This is a genomic window from Cupriavidus taiwanensis LMG 19424 (assembly GCF_000069785.1).
GTDB lineage: Bacteria > Pseudomonadota > Gammaproteobacteria > Burkholderiales > Burkholderiaceae > Cupriavidus > Cupriavidus taiwanensis.
This window is the reverse complement of record NC_010528.1, coordinates 964286-979853: the sequence shown is the minus strand read 5'-3', so window position 1 is coordinate 979853 and position 15568 is coordinate 964286. Positions and strand designations below refer to the sequence as shown.

Here is a 15568-nt window from a genome sequence, read left to right as displayed (position 1 = left end):
CACGATGCCGCCATGGATACCACCACCCCCCTCTATCGCCAGCTTGCCGGCCATTACCGCCGCGCCATCGACGCCGGCACGCTCGCCGCCGGCGACCGCATGCCGTCGGTGCGCGCGCTGATGGCGCTGCACGGCGTGAGCCTGTCGACGGCGCTGCAGGCCTGCCGGCATCTCGAAAGCGACGGCCTGCTCGAAGCGCGGCCGCGCTCCGGCTACTTCGTTGCCGCGCCGCGGCGCGCGGCGCTGGCAGCGCTGTCGGAACCCGCCGCCGCGCTGCCCGATCCGGCCCAGTATGTCGGCATCCACCAGCGCATTTCCGGCCTGCTCGCGCGCGGCCAGCACGAGCACGTGCACACCAACCTGGGCGGCGCCTATTGCGCGCCAGCGCTGTACCCGACCGAGGCCCTGCGCGGTGCCGCGGCACGCGCGCTGCGCCGGCATCCGCAGCTGTTCGGCGAGGGCGTCGAGCCCGACGGCTACCTGCCGCTGCGCGCCGCGATCGCACGGCAGGCGCTGCGCAACCGCGTGCAGCTGGCCCCGGAAGAGATCGTCATCACCAACGGCTGCACCGAGGCGCTGAACCTGGCATTGCGCGCGGTGGCGGGCACGGGCGATGTGATCGCGGTGGAGTCTCCCACCTACTACGGCCTGCTGCAGATCCTGGAAAGCCTGGGCATGCGCGCGCTGGAGATCCCGTGCAGCCCGCAGACCGGCATCTCGCTCGAGGCGCTGGAGCTGGCGGCACAGCACTACGACAACATCCGCGCGGTGGCGGTGGTGCCGAATCTGCAGAACCCGCTCGGCTGCATCATGCCCGACGCGCACAAGGCGCGGCTGGTGCAATGGTGCGAGGCACGCGGCATCGCGCTGATCGAGGACGACTGCTTCTCGGCCACCGCCGACAGCGACGCGCCGCCAGCCGCGGCCAAGGCCTGGGATGGCAGCGGCAACGTGATCCATTGCGCGTCGCTGCACAAGGTGCTGGCGCCCGGCATGCGGCTGGGCTGGATCGCCGCCGGCAAGTGGCAGGCGCGCGTCGAGATGCTGAAGTTCGGGCTGTCGCGGCCCAACGAGATGCTGTCGCAGATGGCCGCCGCCGATTTCCTGGCGTCGGGCGCGCATGACCGGCACCTGCGCCGGCTGCGCACGCGGCTGCGCGCGCAGCGCGAATGGTTCGCGCAGGCCATCGCCGCCGGCTTTCCCGCCGGCACGCGGCTGGGCGCGCCGCGCGGCGGCATGCACCTGTGGGTCGAGCTGCCGGCGCAGGTCTCGTCCGAGGCGGTGTTCGACCAGGCGCTGCAGGCCGGCATCCGCGTGATGCCGGGCGTGATGTTTTCCAACGCCGGGCGCTTCGACCACTGCCTGCGCATCAACTGCGGCACCCCGCGTTCCGCGCAGATCGAGCGCGCGCTCGGCACGCTCGCCGCGATCGTGCAGCGGCTCGCGGCCTGACCGCCGCGGTGGCCGGTCCCCGGCCCTCGCGCCGATTTGCAACAACCCTCCCTTTTTGCCGGCGGCTCGCCTATCCTAGTGCGCTGGCGTGCAGGCGGCTGCCCGGCTGGTCCCCGGCGGCCCCGATCGCATCGGTTGCACATGGCCGCCGCGCGCCTTCACAACAAGAACAAGGAGAATGGCCTTGACCAGTACATCCGTGGCACCGTCCGCGGCCCAGGGTATCGGCGACCCTGCCCGCCACCTGCCGGACGATTACCAGACCCTGTTCCAGCTGGCGCCGGTCTCGCTGTGGCTGGAGGACTTCAGCGCCGTGCGCGAGTGCTTCGCGCAGTGGCGGCAGCAGGGCATCACCGACCTGCGCGCGCACCTGCGCGCCGATCCGCGGCGGGTGGCGCAATGTTCCGCGCTGATCCGCGTGATCGCGGTGAACCGGCGCACGCTGGAACTGTTCCGCGCCGCCGACCTCGACGACCTGGTGGCCAACCTCGACACGGTCTTTCGCGACGACATGTTCGAGCAGCATGTCGAAGAACTCGGCCAGCTGTGGGATGGCGCCAACGGCTTTTCCAGCCAGACCGTCAATTACGCGCTGGACGGCGCGCGGCTCGACATCCAGCTGGAGGCCACGGTGATGCCGGGGCATGAACAGACCTGGGAGCGCGTGCTGCTGTCGATCAAGGACATCACCCCGCGCCTGCGCACCGAACGCGAGCTGCGCCGCAGCGAGCAGTATGCGCTGGGCCTGTTCGAGCATTCGCCGGTGTCGCTGTGGGTGGAGGACTTCAGCGCGGTCAAGGTGCTGATCGACGAAGTGCGGGCCGCCGGCATCACCGACTTCCGCACCTTCCTCAACGTCCATCCTGACTTCGTCTCGCGCTGCATGCAGGAAATCCGCGTGCTCGACGTCAACCAGCAGACCCTGCAGATGTTCGGCGCGGACAGCAAGGCCGCGCTGCTGTCGCGGCTCGGCGACGTGTTCCGCGACGACATGCGCATCCATTTTGCCGAGCAGCTGATCGACCTGTGGCATGGCCGGCTGTGGCAGCAGCGCGAGGTCATCAACTACGCGCTCGATGGCCGCGCCGTCGACGTGTTCATGCAATGGTCGGTGTTCCCCGGGCGCGAAGCGGACTGGGACCAGGTGCTGGTGTCGCTGACCGATATCACCGCGCGCAAGAAGGCCGAGGCCTATGTCGAGTTCCTCGGCAAGCATGACGTGCTGACCAAGCTCTACAACCGGGCCTACTATGAGGACGAACTGGCGCGGCTGGGCCGCAAGGGCCCGTGGCCGGTCAGCGTGGTGGCGGTGGACCTGAACGGGCTCAAGGTCGTCAACGACCAGTTCGGCCACGCCGACGGCGACAGCCTGCTGCGCCGCACCGGCGAGGTGCTGAAGAAAGCCGTGGGCGAGCAGGCCTGCGTCGCGCGCACCGGCGGCGACGAGTTCATGGTGCTGCTGCCCGGGCGCGACGAGCGCGGCGCCGCCACCGTGGTCGAGCAGATCGGCAAGGTGGTGGAGCTGAACAACCAGTTCTACCCCGGCACGCGGCTCAGCTTCTCCATCGGCCACGCCACCTGCCAGGCAGGCGAGCGCCTGGGCGACATCGTCAAGCTGGCCGACAGCCGCATGTACCAGGCCAAGCGCGACCACTACGCCGCGCTCGCCAGCGAACGCCGCCGCGACTGAGGCGGACGCCCCCGTGCGAGGCTTCAGCCCGGCGTGCACTCCCCGCGCATCAGCGCCCACTCCTCGCACTGCTTGCCAGACGGGAATGTGCAGATGCCGGTCTGGCCTGCCGGCGTCGACACGATCTGCAGCTTGCCGCCGCGCTGCGCGCAGTTGACCGATGCCGGATTGGCCATGCCGATGGCAGCACCAGTGCTGGCGGGGCGCTCGGCGGGCGCGGTGGTGCAGGCGGCCGCGGCAAGGCTGGCTGCCAGCCCGAGGGCTACGGGAACAAAGCGCATTGGCATCTCCGGCAGAAGCGAACAGGTCCGCTAAACGAAAGAGCCGGCTGGCGCCGGCTCTCTTGCTGCTTACAGGTAGACGATCAAACCCACGCCCAGCACGATCAGGCCGAACTTGGTCACGTAATAGAGCTGGCGGTTCCAGGCCTTGAAGCGGCGGCGATACTGGCCGCCCAGCCAGACAAAGCGGAACAGCCGGTTGATCATGCCGGTCTGGTCGTGTTCGTCGTTCGGCGAGCTGGCGGCGGTCATGACCTTGCGGCCCATCCAGTGGTTGAATTTCGCGGCCCAGCCATAGCGCATCGGGCGCTCGATATCGCAGAACAGGATCAGCCGGTTGGCATCGCTGCGGTTCTCGGCCCAGTGCAGGTAGGTTTCGTCGAACACCACGCCCTCGCCGTCGCGCCAGCTGTGGCGCTCGCCGTCGACCTCGATAAAGCAGCGGTCGTCGTTGGGCGTGGCCAGCCCCAGGTGATAGCGCAACGAGCCGGCAAACGGATCGCGGTGCGGATTGAGCTTGCCGCCCGGCGGCAGCTCGGCGAACATCGCCGCCTTGACGGTAGGCAGCTCGCGCAGCAGCGCCACGGTCTTGGGGCACAGCTGCTCGGCCGATGGATGCTGGGCCTCGTACCACTTCAGGTAGAAGCGCTTCCAGCCGTACTTGAAGAAGGAATTGAAGCCGGCGTCGTCGTTCTTGTCGGCGGCCTTGATCTTGCGCATCGCCGCCAGGGCCAGGCCTTCATCGCGGATCTCCGGCCAGGCGGCGCGCAGCTTTTCCAGGTCGGGGAAATTGTCGACCGGGATGTACGGGGTGCGCGGCACGCCCGAGAACGCGTACATAAAGCAGTTGATCGGCGCCACCAGGGCCGAATGGTCCAGCAGCTGGCGCCACAGGCGCAGGCGCACCTTGCCGCGGAAGTGCACATACAGGATGGCACCGAGGTAGCCCGCGACGATTATCCACTTGATCACCGAAATCCTCCTGGTCAGCCGCCTCCGGCGCATGGCGGGCCGCGGCCCGGCTGAGCGAAAACTCGTATTTTAACGAAACGGCGGGGGCGCCGCAGCTTGCGCCGGCTGCGGCACATGGCTGGCCGGCGGGAGCGCCGGGGCAGGTAATGCGCTGCCGGCGGGCTCAGGCGCCGCCGCGGGACTGTCGCGCGATGCGGTCGATCAACGCGCGGGCATCGTCGGGCAGGCCCTGCAGCGTCAGCAGGCGCGCGTTCAGGACCAGGTTTTCCAGCACCAGCTTGGCGGTCGAGGCCCACATCGTGGCCAGCAGCGCCTCCACCGGCAGGCCGGAAGCCTCCAGCTCGCTGGAGCGTTCGGCGATCAGCCGGCAGGCCAGCCGGCGCAGCGCGGCGTCGTCGAACGGCAAGTCGGCGTAGTCGATCGGATCTTCCTTTTCGACTTCCGTCATCAGTTGCAGCAGGGTGTCTTCGGTCATGGGCAGACTCCTGGCGGGGGACGTCACACTACACGCGGACAGCGCTTGGCATAGCCTATCATCACGCCGGCCATGCGGTCGCTGCCAGATGTGCAGTCGCTGCAACCGAAGCTAATGCAGCGCGCGCCGGCTTGTCAATCGACAAGCCGGCGCACGGGTTTCAAAGCGCCGGCGGCTGGCGGCGGAAGCCGACACCGAAGCGGTTCCACGCGTTGATGGCCGAGATCAGCAGCGTCAGGTCGGCCATCTCTTTTTCCGAGAACTGCTCGCGCAGCGCCTGGTAGTCCGCATCCGGCGCCTGGCTTTGCGGCAGCAGCGTGAGCGCCTCGGTCCACGCCAGCGCGGCGCGCTCGCGCGGCGTGAACCAGCTCACTTCCCGCCACGCCGGCAGCAGGCTCAGGCGGCGTTCGCTTTCGCCATGCTTGCGCGCGTCGGTCACGTGCATGTCCAGGCAGAAGGCACAGCCGTTGATCTGCGAGGCGCGGATCTTGACCAGTTCCTTCAGCGTGGTTTCCAGCGAGCAGCGCGCCAGGTAGACCTCGACGCCGACCATTGCCTTGTAGGCGTCGGGGGCCACGTCTTGCCAGTTCATCCGTTCTTCCATGATCGATCTCCTTAAGCAGGTTGAGCAGGTTGGATTCAGGTTCGATTGCAGCGGGCGCTGGGGCGGCGCCCGACGGAATGAAAGATAGACCTCCGCATTGGCCCCGTACACTGCCAATTTTTGGCAGAATCAGTAGACCAATCGAGATCGACGCCAACCCGCCATGGAACTGCACCTGGCTCTGGACCACGCCGGCGACCTGACCGCGCAGATCGTCCACCACATCCGCGACGCGATCCAGGCCGGCCGGCTCGAAGCCGGCGCGCGCATGCCGCCGTCGCGCCTGCTCGGCACGCAGCTGCGCGTGGCGCGCAAGACCGTCACCACCGCCTACGAGCGGCTGGTGGCCGAAGGCTGGCTGCACGCGCGCGTCGGCGACGGCACCTATGTCGCGCAAGGCCTGGCGCGGCCGGGGGTGCGCATCGCCGCGGCGCCGGTGCTGCCGCCCGCGGTGCAGCGCTGGCTGGCCGTGCCCACGCCGTTCCTGGCCCCGGCCGGCGGGGCGCGCTATGCGTTCCAGCCGGGGCAGGCCGATACCACCCGTTTTCCGCATGAAGCCTGGTCGCGCTGCGTGCGTGCCGCGCTGGCGGCAGAACGTACGCGGGCGCCCGGCCCGGCCGACGCCGCCGGCGAGATGCCGCTGCGCCAGGCGATCGCGCGCCATATCGCCTTTACCCGCGGCGTGCAGAGCGCGCCGACCGACATCCTCGTCACCAGCGGCGCGCAGCAGGGCATCGACCTGCTGGCACGGCTGCTGCTGGGGCCGGGCGCGGTGGTGGCGATGGAAGACCCCGGCTATCCGATGGCGCGTGCCTTGTTCCAGGGCCTTGGCGCACGGGTCGTGCCGGTACCCGTCGACGCGGAAGGACTGGTGGTGGCGGCGCTGCCCAACGACGCCACGCTGGTCTACGTCACGCCCTCGCACCAGTCGCCGCTGGGTGTGCCGATGAGCCTGGCGCGGCGCCAGGCCCTGCTCGACTGGGCCGCGCGCCGCCATGCGGTGATTCTTGAAGACGACTACGACAGCGAATTCCGCTACGGCGGCCAGGCGCTGGATGCGCTGCAGACGCTGGACCGGCATGGCCGCGTGGTCTACGTGGGCACGTTCTCCAAGACCCTGGCGGCCAACCTGCGCGGCGGCTACGTGGTGGTGCCGCCGTGGTTGATGCCGGCGGCGCGCAAGGTCAAGCACCTGATGGACTGGTACACGCCGACGCTGCTGCAGCAGGCGCTGGCGCGCTTCCTCTCGGAAGGCCACCTGCTGCGCCATATCCGGCGTTCGCATGCGCGCCATGCCCAGCGCCGCGCGCGCTTGCTGGCGCGGCTGCAGGGCGACCTGTCGCCGTGGCTGGAGCCGCTGCCGGCGGTGGCCGGCTTCCACCTGGCGGCACGCTTGCGCGTGCCAGTGGACACCGAGGCACTGGTATCGATGGCGCGGCTGGCGGACCTGGAGCTGGCCACGCTGGACCCCTGCTATGCCACTCCGCCTGCCACCTGTGCCGGGCTGCTGCTGGGCTTCGGCGCGATCGACCTGCTGGATATCGACCCTGCCCTGGACCGGCTGGCGATGGTACTCTGTGCCTTGGCTCCTGTCCCGCCGCGCACTGCGTGATGCGCCCGGCACCGGGGGACGCCAGCGACGCACGGCATGCAGGTGACACACCTTCGACATGACGCCTCAGTCATGATTTGCCGGGCAAATTTGCTGTGAACAAATCGGATGTACGAAAGTCTCATTCGCACTTCCAACCAACCCGAGTCGCGTTCATGACCAAGCGTTTGTTGTCCGCCATGCGTCAGTACGCATGGTTTGCAGGGGTGAAGCACCATGTCGTGCAGGGCGTCGAAGCCCTGGCGGAGCTGCTCAAGTCCCCGTCCGCCGCGGCGCGCGCCGTCGCGGCCATCGTTGCCGAAACCGAACAGGGGGTACAGGTCTGGGTCTCGTACTTCGGCAAGCCGCTGGACCCGCATACCAACTATGTGCTGTGGCCGAACCGGGCGCTGCGTCCGGCGCGACGGCGCATCCAGCCCTCTCCCATCGAGCTGCTGCAGAACCAGCGGCGGCGCGACCAATAGTCGTCCCCCACATCCTGCCCGATGCAGCGCCGCGCCCCCTGGGGGTGCCGGCAGCGTCCCGGCGTTCGCACAGCGCCGCACCTCAGCGTCCAGCTCGCCGCCGCCATGCGGATGCGACAGCGTTGGATCGCGGGCAGGCGGCGCCTTCACTACAATGGCTAATGCATGCCGTCATCGACGAGGAGAAGACATGTCCGAACCGCTACACGACGAAGCGCTGGTCAATCTCTACCTGGAACGCATCTCGGCCCTTTCGGTCAGCGCCTTCGATGGCGCCGACGTCAGCAGCGAGCTCGATGCGGTGATGCGCGAAGCCGTGACCAGATGCCAGGCCGCGGGCGGGCCGCAGGCACAGGGAACGCTGGCGGTGCTCGCCACGCGCTTGCGCGATCGCGCCGCCGCGGCCGAACGCGAAGACCAGCCGCTGGTGCGCGACACCTTCAGGCTTGCGGCGGAACGCTTGCCGGCCTGACGTGATGCGCCAATCCATGCGTGGGTGGGCCCGCACTGGCTTCGAGGTTTAAAGCTAAGGGAGTCTGGCCGGTCGGCCTTTGGCAAGACGCCGTGAATGCCACGACGGCTAAGGTGTTGGTTGCGGGGGCAGGACTTGAACCTGCGACCTTCGGGTTATGAGCCCGACGAGCTGCCAACTGCTCCACCCCGCGTCTGAAGGAGATGGATTATGGGTGATTCAGCGACCCATGGCAAGCACTATTTGCGCCCTGGCATCGGATTGCGCTTTGCTGCCGGCAAGCCTATACATCACGGCGTGATATAAACCGCTGCGCGCGGCAAACCTGCCGCACTTACTCGGCAGGTCCCAGCAGGCGATCGACCAGTGCATAGCCCGCGCCAAACGCAGCCACTTCGGCCGCATGGCGCGTGGCAAACTGCTGGGGCCCGCTCGCGAGCAGTTCGGTATCGCCCGCGTCCGCCGGATCGGCACCTTCCTGCGACACGCGCACCTCATAACCCCAGCGGCCGATGCTGTCCGGCCCCTGCGGCGACACCAGGACGTAGACGTCCATGCCGCGATACGCCTCGACGCGCCAGTCTGCGTTGTCCATGCGCCCGACTCCCGATTCAGTGATCTGTCTTCGAGACTAGGAGGCGCCACGCGTGACCGCAAGGCATAACACGCCGACACGGATGCCGACCCGGATCGCAACGAGAACGCGAGACTGGAAACGGAGCGACAATAAAAAAGGGCTTCCGTTTCCGGAAGCCCTTTTCTTTCTGCATAGGTGGCGCGGCTGGCAGGATTCGAACCCACGACCCCTTGGTTCGTAGCCAAGTACTCTATCCAACTGAGCTACAGCCGCACGCGAGAAAAAGATTATAACTCAGTTTTCGTTTTTGTGAAGCCCCCTTCCAACTTTTTTGCGATCTTTATTGGGAGGGGCTATGCCGCCCCGCTCGCGGGACGGTCCGCCAGGCGGCTTTTCCTATAATGACAGACTGAAGAAGTGATCCGGACCATGAACAAGGCATTTGTCAAAGAGTCCTCTGGCGACGAGGACGACGATCTCCCCGAAGGCGCAGCGCCGCTGCCTCCCGGCACCAAGAACTACATCACCGCTGAAGGCTATGCGCGCCTGCGCAACGAGCTGATGCAGCTGATCGATGTCGAGCGGCCCGACGTGGTACAGATCGTGTCGTGGGCAGCGTCGAACGGCGACCGCTCCGAGAACGGCGACTATCTCTATGGCAAGAAGCGCCTGCGCGAGATCGACCGCCGCATCCGCTTCCTGACGCGCCGCCTGGACAAGGCCGAAGTGGTCGACCCGTCCCTGCAGGGCGACAACGACCAGATCTTCTTTGGCGCCACCGTCACCTACGCGCATGCATCGGGCGAAGAGACCACCATCACCATCGTCGGCATGGACGAGGTCGATCTCGACCACAACCACGTCAGCTGGATCTCGCCGATCGCCAAGGCGCTGCTCAAGGCGCGCGAAGGCGATACCGTGGCGTTGCGCACGCCGGCCGGCGTCGAGCAGATCGATATCCTGGAAGTGCGCTACCCCGCGAAGAAGCAATAAGGGGCACGCGTTCTGGCGCGGGCCTTGGCGGGGCATTCGCCCGGCAATGCCGCACCACGCCGCGGGGCCGCCGCTGAAGCGACCGCCTAGCTGTCGTTGCGGTCGCGGAAGATGCGGATCACGTCGGGGTTGCGGCGCAGCCCGCGCATCACGTTGGCCAGGTGCAGGCGGTTCTGCACCTGGATGATGAACTGCATGTAGGTGGCTTCCTGGTGGCCGGCGTCCTGCTGCTCCATCGCCACGTGGGCGACGTTGGCATCGGCGGCGGTCAGGTCCGCCGCCACGCGCGCGACGATGCCCTTGACGTTGCGCACCATCACCTTGATCGACACATCGAAGGCGCGCGTGGTCTTCTTGGCCCACATCACGTCGATCCAGTGCTCCGGATCCTTGCTGTGCAGGCGCTTGGCCACCTTGCAATCCTGCACGTGGATCTGCAGCCCCTCGCCCTTGCCGAGGTAGCCGACGATGGAATCGCCCGGGATCGGGCGGCAGCAGGCCGAGAAGATCATCGACATGCCCTCGTCGCCGGTGATCGGCACCGCGGGCGCTTCCTCGCCGGCGAAGGTCTGCACCGCCGCGAGCAGCGCGCTGTCGACATCGCCGGACAGCTCCTGCAGCAGGATCTCCATGCGCTTGGCCACCACCGCCGGCACGCGCCGGCCCAGCGCCAGGTCGGCGAAGATGTCCTCGCGCTGCTTGTTGCCGGTCCACTGGATCATGCGGTCCCACACCGACTGCGGCACCGCCTTGAGCTCGATGCCGAGCTGGCGCGCCGACTGCTCCAGCAGGCGCTCGCCCAGCTGGATGGCTTCGTCCAGCTTGGTGGTCTTCAGGTAGTGGCGGATCGCCGCGCGCGCCTTGCCGGTGCGCACGAACGACAGCCAGGCGGGGTTCGGCTTGGAGTAAGGCGCCGTCACCACCTCGACGATATCGCCGCTCTTGAGCTCGGTGCGCAGCGGCAACATCTCGTTGTTGATCTTGACCGCGACGCACTGGTTGCCCAGGTCGCTGTGCACCGCGTAGGCAAAGTCCAGCGCGGTGGCGCCGCGCGGCAGCGCGCGGATATGGCCCTTGGGCGTGAACACGTAGACCGCGTCGGGGAACAGGTCGATCTTGACGTGCTCGAGAAATTCCTGCGAATCGCCGGTCTGGCTTTGGATATCGAGCAGCGACTGCAGCCACTGGTGCGCCTGCTGCTGGATATCGTTGGCGTGGTCGGCCTGGTGCTTGTACATCCAGTGCGCGGCCACACCGGCCTCGGCGATCTGATGCATGTCGCGCGTGCGGATCTGGAACTCCACCGGCGTGCCGAACGGCCCGACCAGCGTGGTATGCAGCGACTGGTAGCCGTTGATCTTGGGGATCGCGATGTAGTCCTTGAACTTGCCGGGCATCGGCTTGTACAGGCCGTGCAGCGCGCCCATCGCCATGTAGCAGTGCATCTGCGTTTCCACCACCACGCGGAAACCGTACACGTCCAGCACCTGCGAGAACGACAGCTGCTTGTCGTGCATCTTGCGGTAGATGCTGTACAGCGTCTTCTCGCGGCCCGACAGTTCGGCGACGATGCCGGCATCGGCCAGCGCCTTCTGCGCGGCCTCGAGGATGCGCTTGACCACCTCGCGCCGGTTGCCGCGCGCGGCCTTGACGGCTTTTTCGAGCGTGGCGTAGCGGAACGGCGAGCCGACCTTGAACGACAGTTCCTGCAGCTCGCGGTAAATCGTATTGAGACCGAGACGGTGCGCGATCGGCGCATAGATCTCCATGGTCTCGAGCGCGATGCGGCGGCGCTTCTCCGGCGGCACGAAGTCGAGCGTGCGCATGTTGTGCGTACGGTCGGCCAGCTTCACCAGGATCACGCGCACGTCGCGCGCCATCGCCAGCAGCATCTTGCGGAAGCTCTCCGCCTGCGCCTGCTCGCGGCTCTGGAACTCGAGCTTGTCCAGCTTGGTCAGTCCATCGACCAGTTCGGCGACCTTGGGGCCGAATTTTTCGGCCAGCTCGCTCTTGGTAATGCCCTGGTCCTCCATCACGTCGTGCAGCAGCGCCGCCATGATGGACTGCACGTCCAGCTTCCAGTCCGCGCACAGCTCGGCCACCGCCACCGGGTGGGTGATGTAGGGTTCGCCGCTCTGGCGGTACTGGCCCAGGTGGGCCTCGTCGGAAAACTGGAAGGCCTCGCGCACGCGCGCCAGGTCAGGCGCCTTCAGGTACGCGAGCTTCTCCATCAGCCGGGTGATGGAGATGACCTGCTGGCGCGGCGGCACCGCCGGCTGCGAGGTCGGGCCGAAGAAGTGCCGGTATGACTGCGCCAGCACTGCATCGATAAACAGGCTGTCGGCTGCCGGCGGCGCCACTTGCTGCGCCGCGGCCAGTTCGTCCTGCACGGTGGCGCCCCGCGTCTTGCCGGGCGCCAGCGCGGGCGCGACGGCGCGCTCGCCGACGACATCGTCGCCGAGCGGATCGGGAAGATTGGGAGCGCCGGTGCGCGCGTTCACGGAAGACTGGCCCGGAATGGTGCGCTTACGCGCCGCGGGCAGGGCCGCATCGCCAGGCGCCGGCACGACGGCGGTCGGCGACGGCTGGGATGGAGGCTTGGAGGGCGGATGCGGCGATGGCATGGCGGCGGCCCGTGAAATCCGGCTGGGGAGCCTGGAACAGTGCTGGCACGATGCGAAGATGAGCCATGGGCCGCCTGGTCGATCAGGTCGGGACCTTTTTCAGCATCTCGATGCCGACCTGGCCCGACGCGATTTCGCGCAGTGCCACCACGGTCGGCTTGTCCTTCGCTTCGACCTTGGGCGTGTGGCCCTGCACCAGCTGGCGCGCACGGTACGTGGCCGCCAGCGCGAGCTCGAAACGATTCGGAATGTGTTTCAGACAATCTTCGACGGTAATACGCGCCATATCAAATCCACCTTGGGACAAAACCTTGTGTTGGGTAGCTATTTTACAGCACGCGGCGGGAAACGCCGTCGGCGCCCCGCGCGGCTGTCATCGGCAGGCGCCGTTTCAGTGGATGCCAAGCTCGATGAACAGCTCCGCGTGCCGCGCCTTCTGCGAGGAAAACCGCAGCCGCGTAGCGTTGACGACGTTGCGCAACTGCTCCAGCGCATCGTCGAACACCTCGTTGATGATCACGTAGTCCGACTCCGACGCGTGCGCCATTTCACTGCCCGCTGCCAGCAGCCGGCGCACGATCACGTTAGGCTCGTCCTGGCCCCGCTTCTTCAGGCGCTCTTCCAGCGCGGTCAGCGACGGCGGCAGGATGAAGATCTCCACCGCGTTGGAAAAGCGCTGGTGCACCTGCTGCGCGCCCTGCCAGTCGATTTCCAGCAGCACGTCGTTGCCCTGCGCCATCTGCTGCTCGATCCACACGCGCGAGGTCGCGTAGTAGTTGCCGTGCACCTCGGCCCATTCCAGGAAGTCGCCGCGGTCGCGCGCCGCGCGGAAGGCGTCTACCGTGACGAAGTGGTACTCGCGGCCGTCCTCTTCGCCCGGGCGCGGCGCGCGCGTGGTGTGCGAGATCGACAGGCGGATGGCCGGGTCCTGCGCCAGCAGCGCGTTGACCAGCGTCGACTTGCCCGCGCCCGAGGGTGCCACCACCATGAAGAGGTTGCCGGGGTAGACGGTGTCGATGGCCGTGTGAGGCGCAGTTTGAGACGTTGGGCTCATGATGATTCTCTGGTGATTCCTGGGACTGTCGTTATTCGAGGTTCTGGACCTGCTCGCGCATCTGCTCGATCAGCAGCTTGAGCTCCATCGAGGCATCGGCCAGTTCCTTGGCGGCTGCCTTGGAGCCCAGCGTGTTGGCCTCGCGGTTGAGCTCCTGCATCATGAAGTCCAGGCGCTTGCCCACCTGGCCGCCCTTCTTCAGGATATGGCGCGTTTCATTCAGGTGCGCCTGCAGTCGCGACAATTCTTCGGCGATATCGATGCGGATGCCGTAGACCGTGGCTTCCTGCCGGATGCGCTCGGCGATCTCGTCGCGGCTCATCGACGGCATGCCGTTGGGCGCGGCCAGGTTGAACGCTTCCTGCAGCCGCTCCGTCAGCTTTTCCTGGTGATGCGCGATCAGTTGCGGGATGGTCGGGGTCAGGCGCTCGACGATCGCCAGCATGGCATCGATGCGCTCCGTCAGCGTGGCCTTGAGCGCATCGCCCTCGCGGCGGCGCGCTTCCAGCAACTGGTCCAGCGCCTCGCGCGCGGCGCCGAGCACGGCGTCGCGTAGCGCCTCCTGCGACAGCTCCGGCTCGACCAGCACGCCCGGCCAGCGCAGGATCTCGCCCATGCGCAGGGTGCCGGCGTTGCTGAAGGTGCCGGCCACGGTGGCCTCCAGCGCGCGGATCTGCGCCAGCAGTCCGTCGTTCAGCGCCAGCGTGGCGCCGCCCGCATCGGTGCGCTGCAGGTTGATGCGGCATTCCAGCTTGCCGCGCGACAGCGCGGCCATCAGCATCTCGCGCAATGCCGGCTCGAACGCGCGGCACTCCTCCGGCGCCCGGAACAACAGGTCGAGGAAACGCGAATTGACAGTGCGGAATTCCACCGAGACGGACGCGGTGCGCCCGCTGGGCTCGCCCTGCGCGTTGGTCAATGGCGCCTGGCGCGTCGCCAGGCCATAGCCTGTCATGCTGTGGATCATTGGTTGTTCTCGTGATTGGCGCCGCTACCCGCAAGCGGGGCCGCGGCTGGCCAGCGGACGCCCGCCCGGCCCGCGCGCGGCCAGGCCTTTGGGGGGCGCCCTCAAAACGTTGAAAGGGGGGCAATAACGCCCGTATTTGTGTTCTTTACAAGTGACCGATTAGCCCGGACAATCCGGAGGCAAATCCGCAGGGACAACTCCGGTCCTATTCCCATGACAGAGCCAAAGGGCACGCCACAACCGAAGAGTGCACCGCTGCCCGTCGGCACGCTGCTGTCCAACTATCGTATTGTAAAGAAGTTGGCCAGCGGGGGGTTCAGTTTCGTCTACCTGGCCACCGACGAAACCGGCGCGCCGGTCGCCATCAAGGAGTACCTGCCGTCGTCGCTGGCGCGGCGCAACCCGGGCGAACTGATCCCCGTGGTGCCCGAGGAAAACGCCGCCGCGTTCCGCCTGGGCCTGAAGTACTTCTTCGAAGAGGGCCGCTCGCTGGCCCGCATTTCCCATCCCAGCGTGGTGCGCGTGGTGAACTTCTTCCGCGAGAACGCCACCGTCTACATGGTGATGAACTACGAGCTGGGCAAGACGCTGCAGGAGCATGTGCTGGCGGCCCGGCAGCAGGGCCGCGCCAAGGTGCTGCGCGAGCATTTCATCCGCAAGGTCTTCCACGACCTGATGAGCGGCCTGCGCGAAGTGCATATCCACAAGCTGCTGCACCTGGATATCAAGCCCGGCAACATCTATCTACGCGAGGACGAGTCCCCCATCCTGCTGGATTTCGGCGCCGCGCGGCAGACCCTGACCATGGAGGCGGCACGCTTCCAGCCGATGTACACGCCCGGCTTCGCCGCGCCGGAACTGTACGGCAAGCATTCCGACCTGGGCCCGTGGACCGATATCTACAGCCTGGGCGCGACGCTCTATGCCTGCATGGCCGGGCTGCCGCCGCAGGAAGCCAACCAGCGCGAGAAGGACGACCGCATGGGCGAGGCGCTGATCCGGCTGCGCAGCAGCTACACCAACGGCCTGGTCGACCTGGTCGAGTGGTGCCTGCGGCTGGAGCCCTCCGGCCGCCCGCAGAGCGTGTTCCGGCTGCAGAAGGAACTGCGCGAGCAGACCAACGCGCTGGGCGAGCAGGCACTGTGCCCGCCCACCCAGGCGCCGGCTGCCGCCCCGGCCGCGCCGGAAAAGACGCCCGCGACATCGCGCTTCCTGACGCTGCTGCGCCGGCGTGACCAGCCGGCACCCGGCGCAAGCGTCGACTGAATCACAAAACCCGGCCCCTGCTTCTTCCCGCGGGCGGCCGGGCCATCGAACCACAAGACACCCAA

Annotated in this window: 16 protein-coding genes and 2 tRNA genes; 7 read left to right on the top strand and 11 right to left on the bottom strand. The window is 67.4% G+C overall.

The features are described from left to right. The first annotated feature begins 12 nt into the window (after positions 1 to 12). Both RALTA_RS04570 and RALTA_RS04565 read left to right on the top strand, forming a co-directional pair. Positions 13 to 1452: an aminotransferase-like domain-containing protein gene (locus RALTA_RS04570; protein WP_012352263.1), complete on the top strand. Its 1440-nt coding sequence runs from the start codon at positions 13 to 15 to the stop codon at positions 1450 to 1452. A gap of 178 nt (positions 1453 to 1630) precedes the next feature. Continuing rightward, entirely contained in the window at positions 1631 to 3142 is a 1512-nt protein-coding gene (locus RALTA_RS04565) for a sensor domain-containing diguanylate cyclase (protein WP_012352262.1), read from the top strand. Positions 3143 to 3165: 23 nt separating this feature from the next. Here the strand turns inward: RALTA_RS04565 and RALTA_RS04560 are convergent, their stop codons facing one another. The 4 genes from RALTA_RS04560 to RALTA_RS04545 form a co-directional block, all read right to left on the bottom strand. Further along, on the bottom strand, positions 3166 to 3423 hold the full coding sequence (locus tag RALTA_RS04560; RefSeq protein WP_041232087.1) for a putative hemolysin: 258 nt from the start codon (positions 3421 to 3423) through the stop codon (positions 3166 to 3168). A gap of 69 nt (positions 3424 to 3492) precedes the next feature. After that, positions 3493 to 4395: a lipid A hydroxylase LpxO gene (lpxO, locus tag RALTA_RS04555; protein ID WP_012352260.1), complete on the bottom strand. Its 903-nt coding sequence runs from the start codon at positions 4393 to 4395 to the stop codon at positions 3493 to 3495. Between the two features lie 163 nt (positions 4396 to 4558). Next, positions 4559 to 4870 (bottom strand): hypothetical protein, encoded by a 312-nt coding sequence (locus RALTA_RS04550; protein WP_012352259.1) that lies wholly within the window; start codon positions 4868 to 4870, stop codon positions 4559 to 4561. A gap of 160 nt (positions 4871 to 5030) precedes the next feature. Further along, entirely contained in the window at positions 5031 to 5474 is a 444-nt protein-coding gene (locus RALTA_RS04545; protein ID WP_012352258.1) for a carboxymuconolactone decarboxylase family protein, read from the bottom strand. Positions 5475 to 5637: 163 nt separating this feature from the next. On the opposite strand from RALTA_RS04545, the gene pdxR reads away from it, so the two are divergent. The 3 genes from pdxR (at position 5638) to RALTA_RS04530 (ending at position 8022) form a co-directional block, all read left to right on the top strand. Beyond that, positions 5638 to 7086 (top strand): MocR-like pyridoxine biosynthesis transcription factor PdxR, encoded by a 1449-nt coding sequence (gene pdxR, locus RALTA_RS04540; protein WP_012352257.1) that lies wholly within the window; start codon positions 5638 to 5640, stop codon positions 7084 to 7086. A gap of 155 nt (positions 7087 to 7241) precedes the next feature. Continuing rightward, entirely contained in the window at positions 7242 to 7550 is a 309-nt protein-coding gene (locus tag RALTA_RS04535; protein ID WP_012352256.1) for a hypothetical protein, read from the top strand. A 190-nt stretch (positions 7551 to 7740) separates the two neighbouring features. After that, entirely contained in the window at positions 7741 to 8022 is a 282-nt protein-coding gene (locus RALTA_RS04530) for a hypothetical protein (RefSeq protein ID WP_012352255.1), read from the top strand. A 117-nt stretch (positions 8023 to 8139) separates the two neighbouring features. Here the strand turns inward: RALTA_RS04530 and RALTA_RS04525 are convergent. The 3 genes from RALTA_RS04525 to RALTA_RS04515 all read right to left on the bottom strand — a co-directional run bounded on the left by RALTA_RS04525 (position 8140) and on the right by RALTA_RS04515 (position 8872). Beyond that, positions 8140 to 8215, bottom strand: a tRNA-Met gene (locus RALTA_RS04525). A 141-nt stretch (positions 8216 to 8356) separates the two neighbouring features. After that, a complete protein-coding gene (locus tag RALTA_RS04520; protein WP_012352254.1) occupies positions 8357 to 8617 on the bottom strand; it encodes a hypothetical protein in 261 nt (86 codons plus the stop codon). 178 nt (positions 8618 to 8795) lie between these two features. After that, positions 8796 to 8872 (bottom strand) — tRNA-Arg (locus RALTA_RS04515). A gap of 156 nt (positions 8873 to 9028) precedes the next feature. Here RALTA_RS04515 and greB point away from each other — a divergent pair. Further along, positions 9029 to 9592 carry a transcription elongation factor GreB gene (greB, locus tag RALTA_RS04510; RefSeq protein WP_012352253.1) on the top strand — a complete coding sequence of 188 codons (564 nt, stop codon included), beginning with the start codon at positions 9029 to 9031 and terminating at the stop codon, positions 9590 to 9592. Positions 9593 to 9678: 86 nt separating this feature from the next. On the opposite strand, the gene RALTA_RS04505 is transcribed toward greB, so the two are convergent. The 4 genes from RALTA_RS04505 to RALTA_RS04490 form a co-directional block, all read right to left on the bottom strand. Next, on the bottom strand, positions 9679 to 12216 hold the full coding sequence (locus RALTA_RS04505; RefSeq protein WP_012352252.1) for a RelA/SpoT family protein: 2538 nt from the start codon (positions 12214 to 12216) through the stop codon (positions 9679 to 9681). A gap of 82 nt (positions 12217 to 12298) precedes the next feature. Continuing rightward, the gene (gene rpoZ, locus RALTA_RS04500) at positions 12299 to 12502 is read right to left on the bottom strand and encodes a DNA-directed RNA polymerase subunit omega (RefSeq protein ID WP_006578656.1); all 204 of its coding nucleotides are present in this window, start codon (positions 12500 to 12502) and stop codon (positions 12299 to 12301) included. A 105-nt stretch (positions 12503 to 12607) separates the two neighbouring features. Further along, complete coding sequence (gene gmk / locus RALTA_RS04495) at positions 12608 to 13270, bottom strand: guanylate kinase (RefSeq protein ID WP_012352251.1); 663 nt, start codon at positions 13268 to 13270, stop codon at positions 12608 to 12610. Positions 13271 to 13301: 31 nt separating this feature from the next. Continuing rightward, on the bottom strand, positions 13302 to 14237 hold the full coding sequence (locus RALTA_RS04490) for a YicC/YloC family endoribonuclease (protein WP_012352250.1): 936 nt from the start codon (positions 14235 to 14237) through the stop codon (positions 13302 to 13304). A gap of 213 nt (positions 14238 to 14450) precedes the next feature. On the opposite strand from RALTA_RS04490, the gene RALTA_RS04485 reads away from it, so the two are divergent. After that, positions 14451 to 15503 carry a serine/threonine protein kinase gene (locus RALTA_RS04485; protein ID WP_012352249.1) on the top strand — a complete coding sequence of 351 codons (1053 nt, stop codon included), beginning with the start codon at positions 14451 to 14453 and terminating at the stop codon, positions 15501 to 15503. The last annotated feature ends 65 nt before the right edge of the window (positions 15504 to 15568 follow it).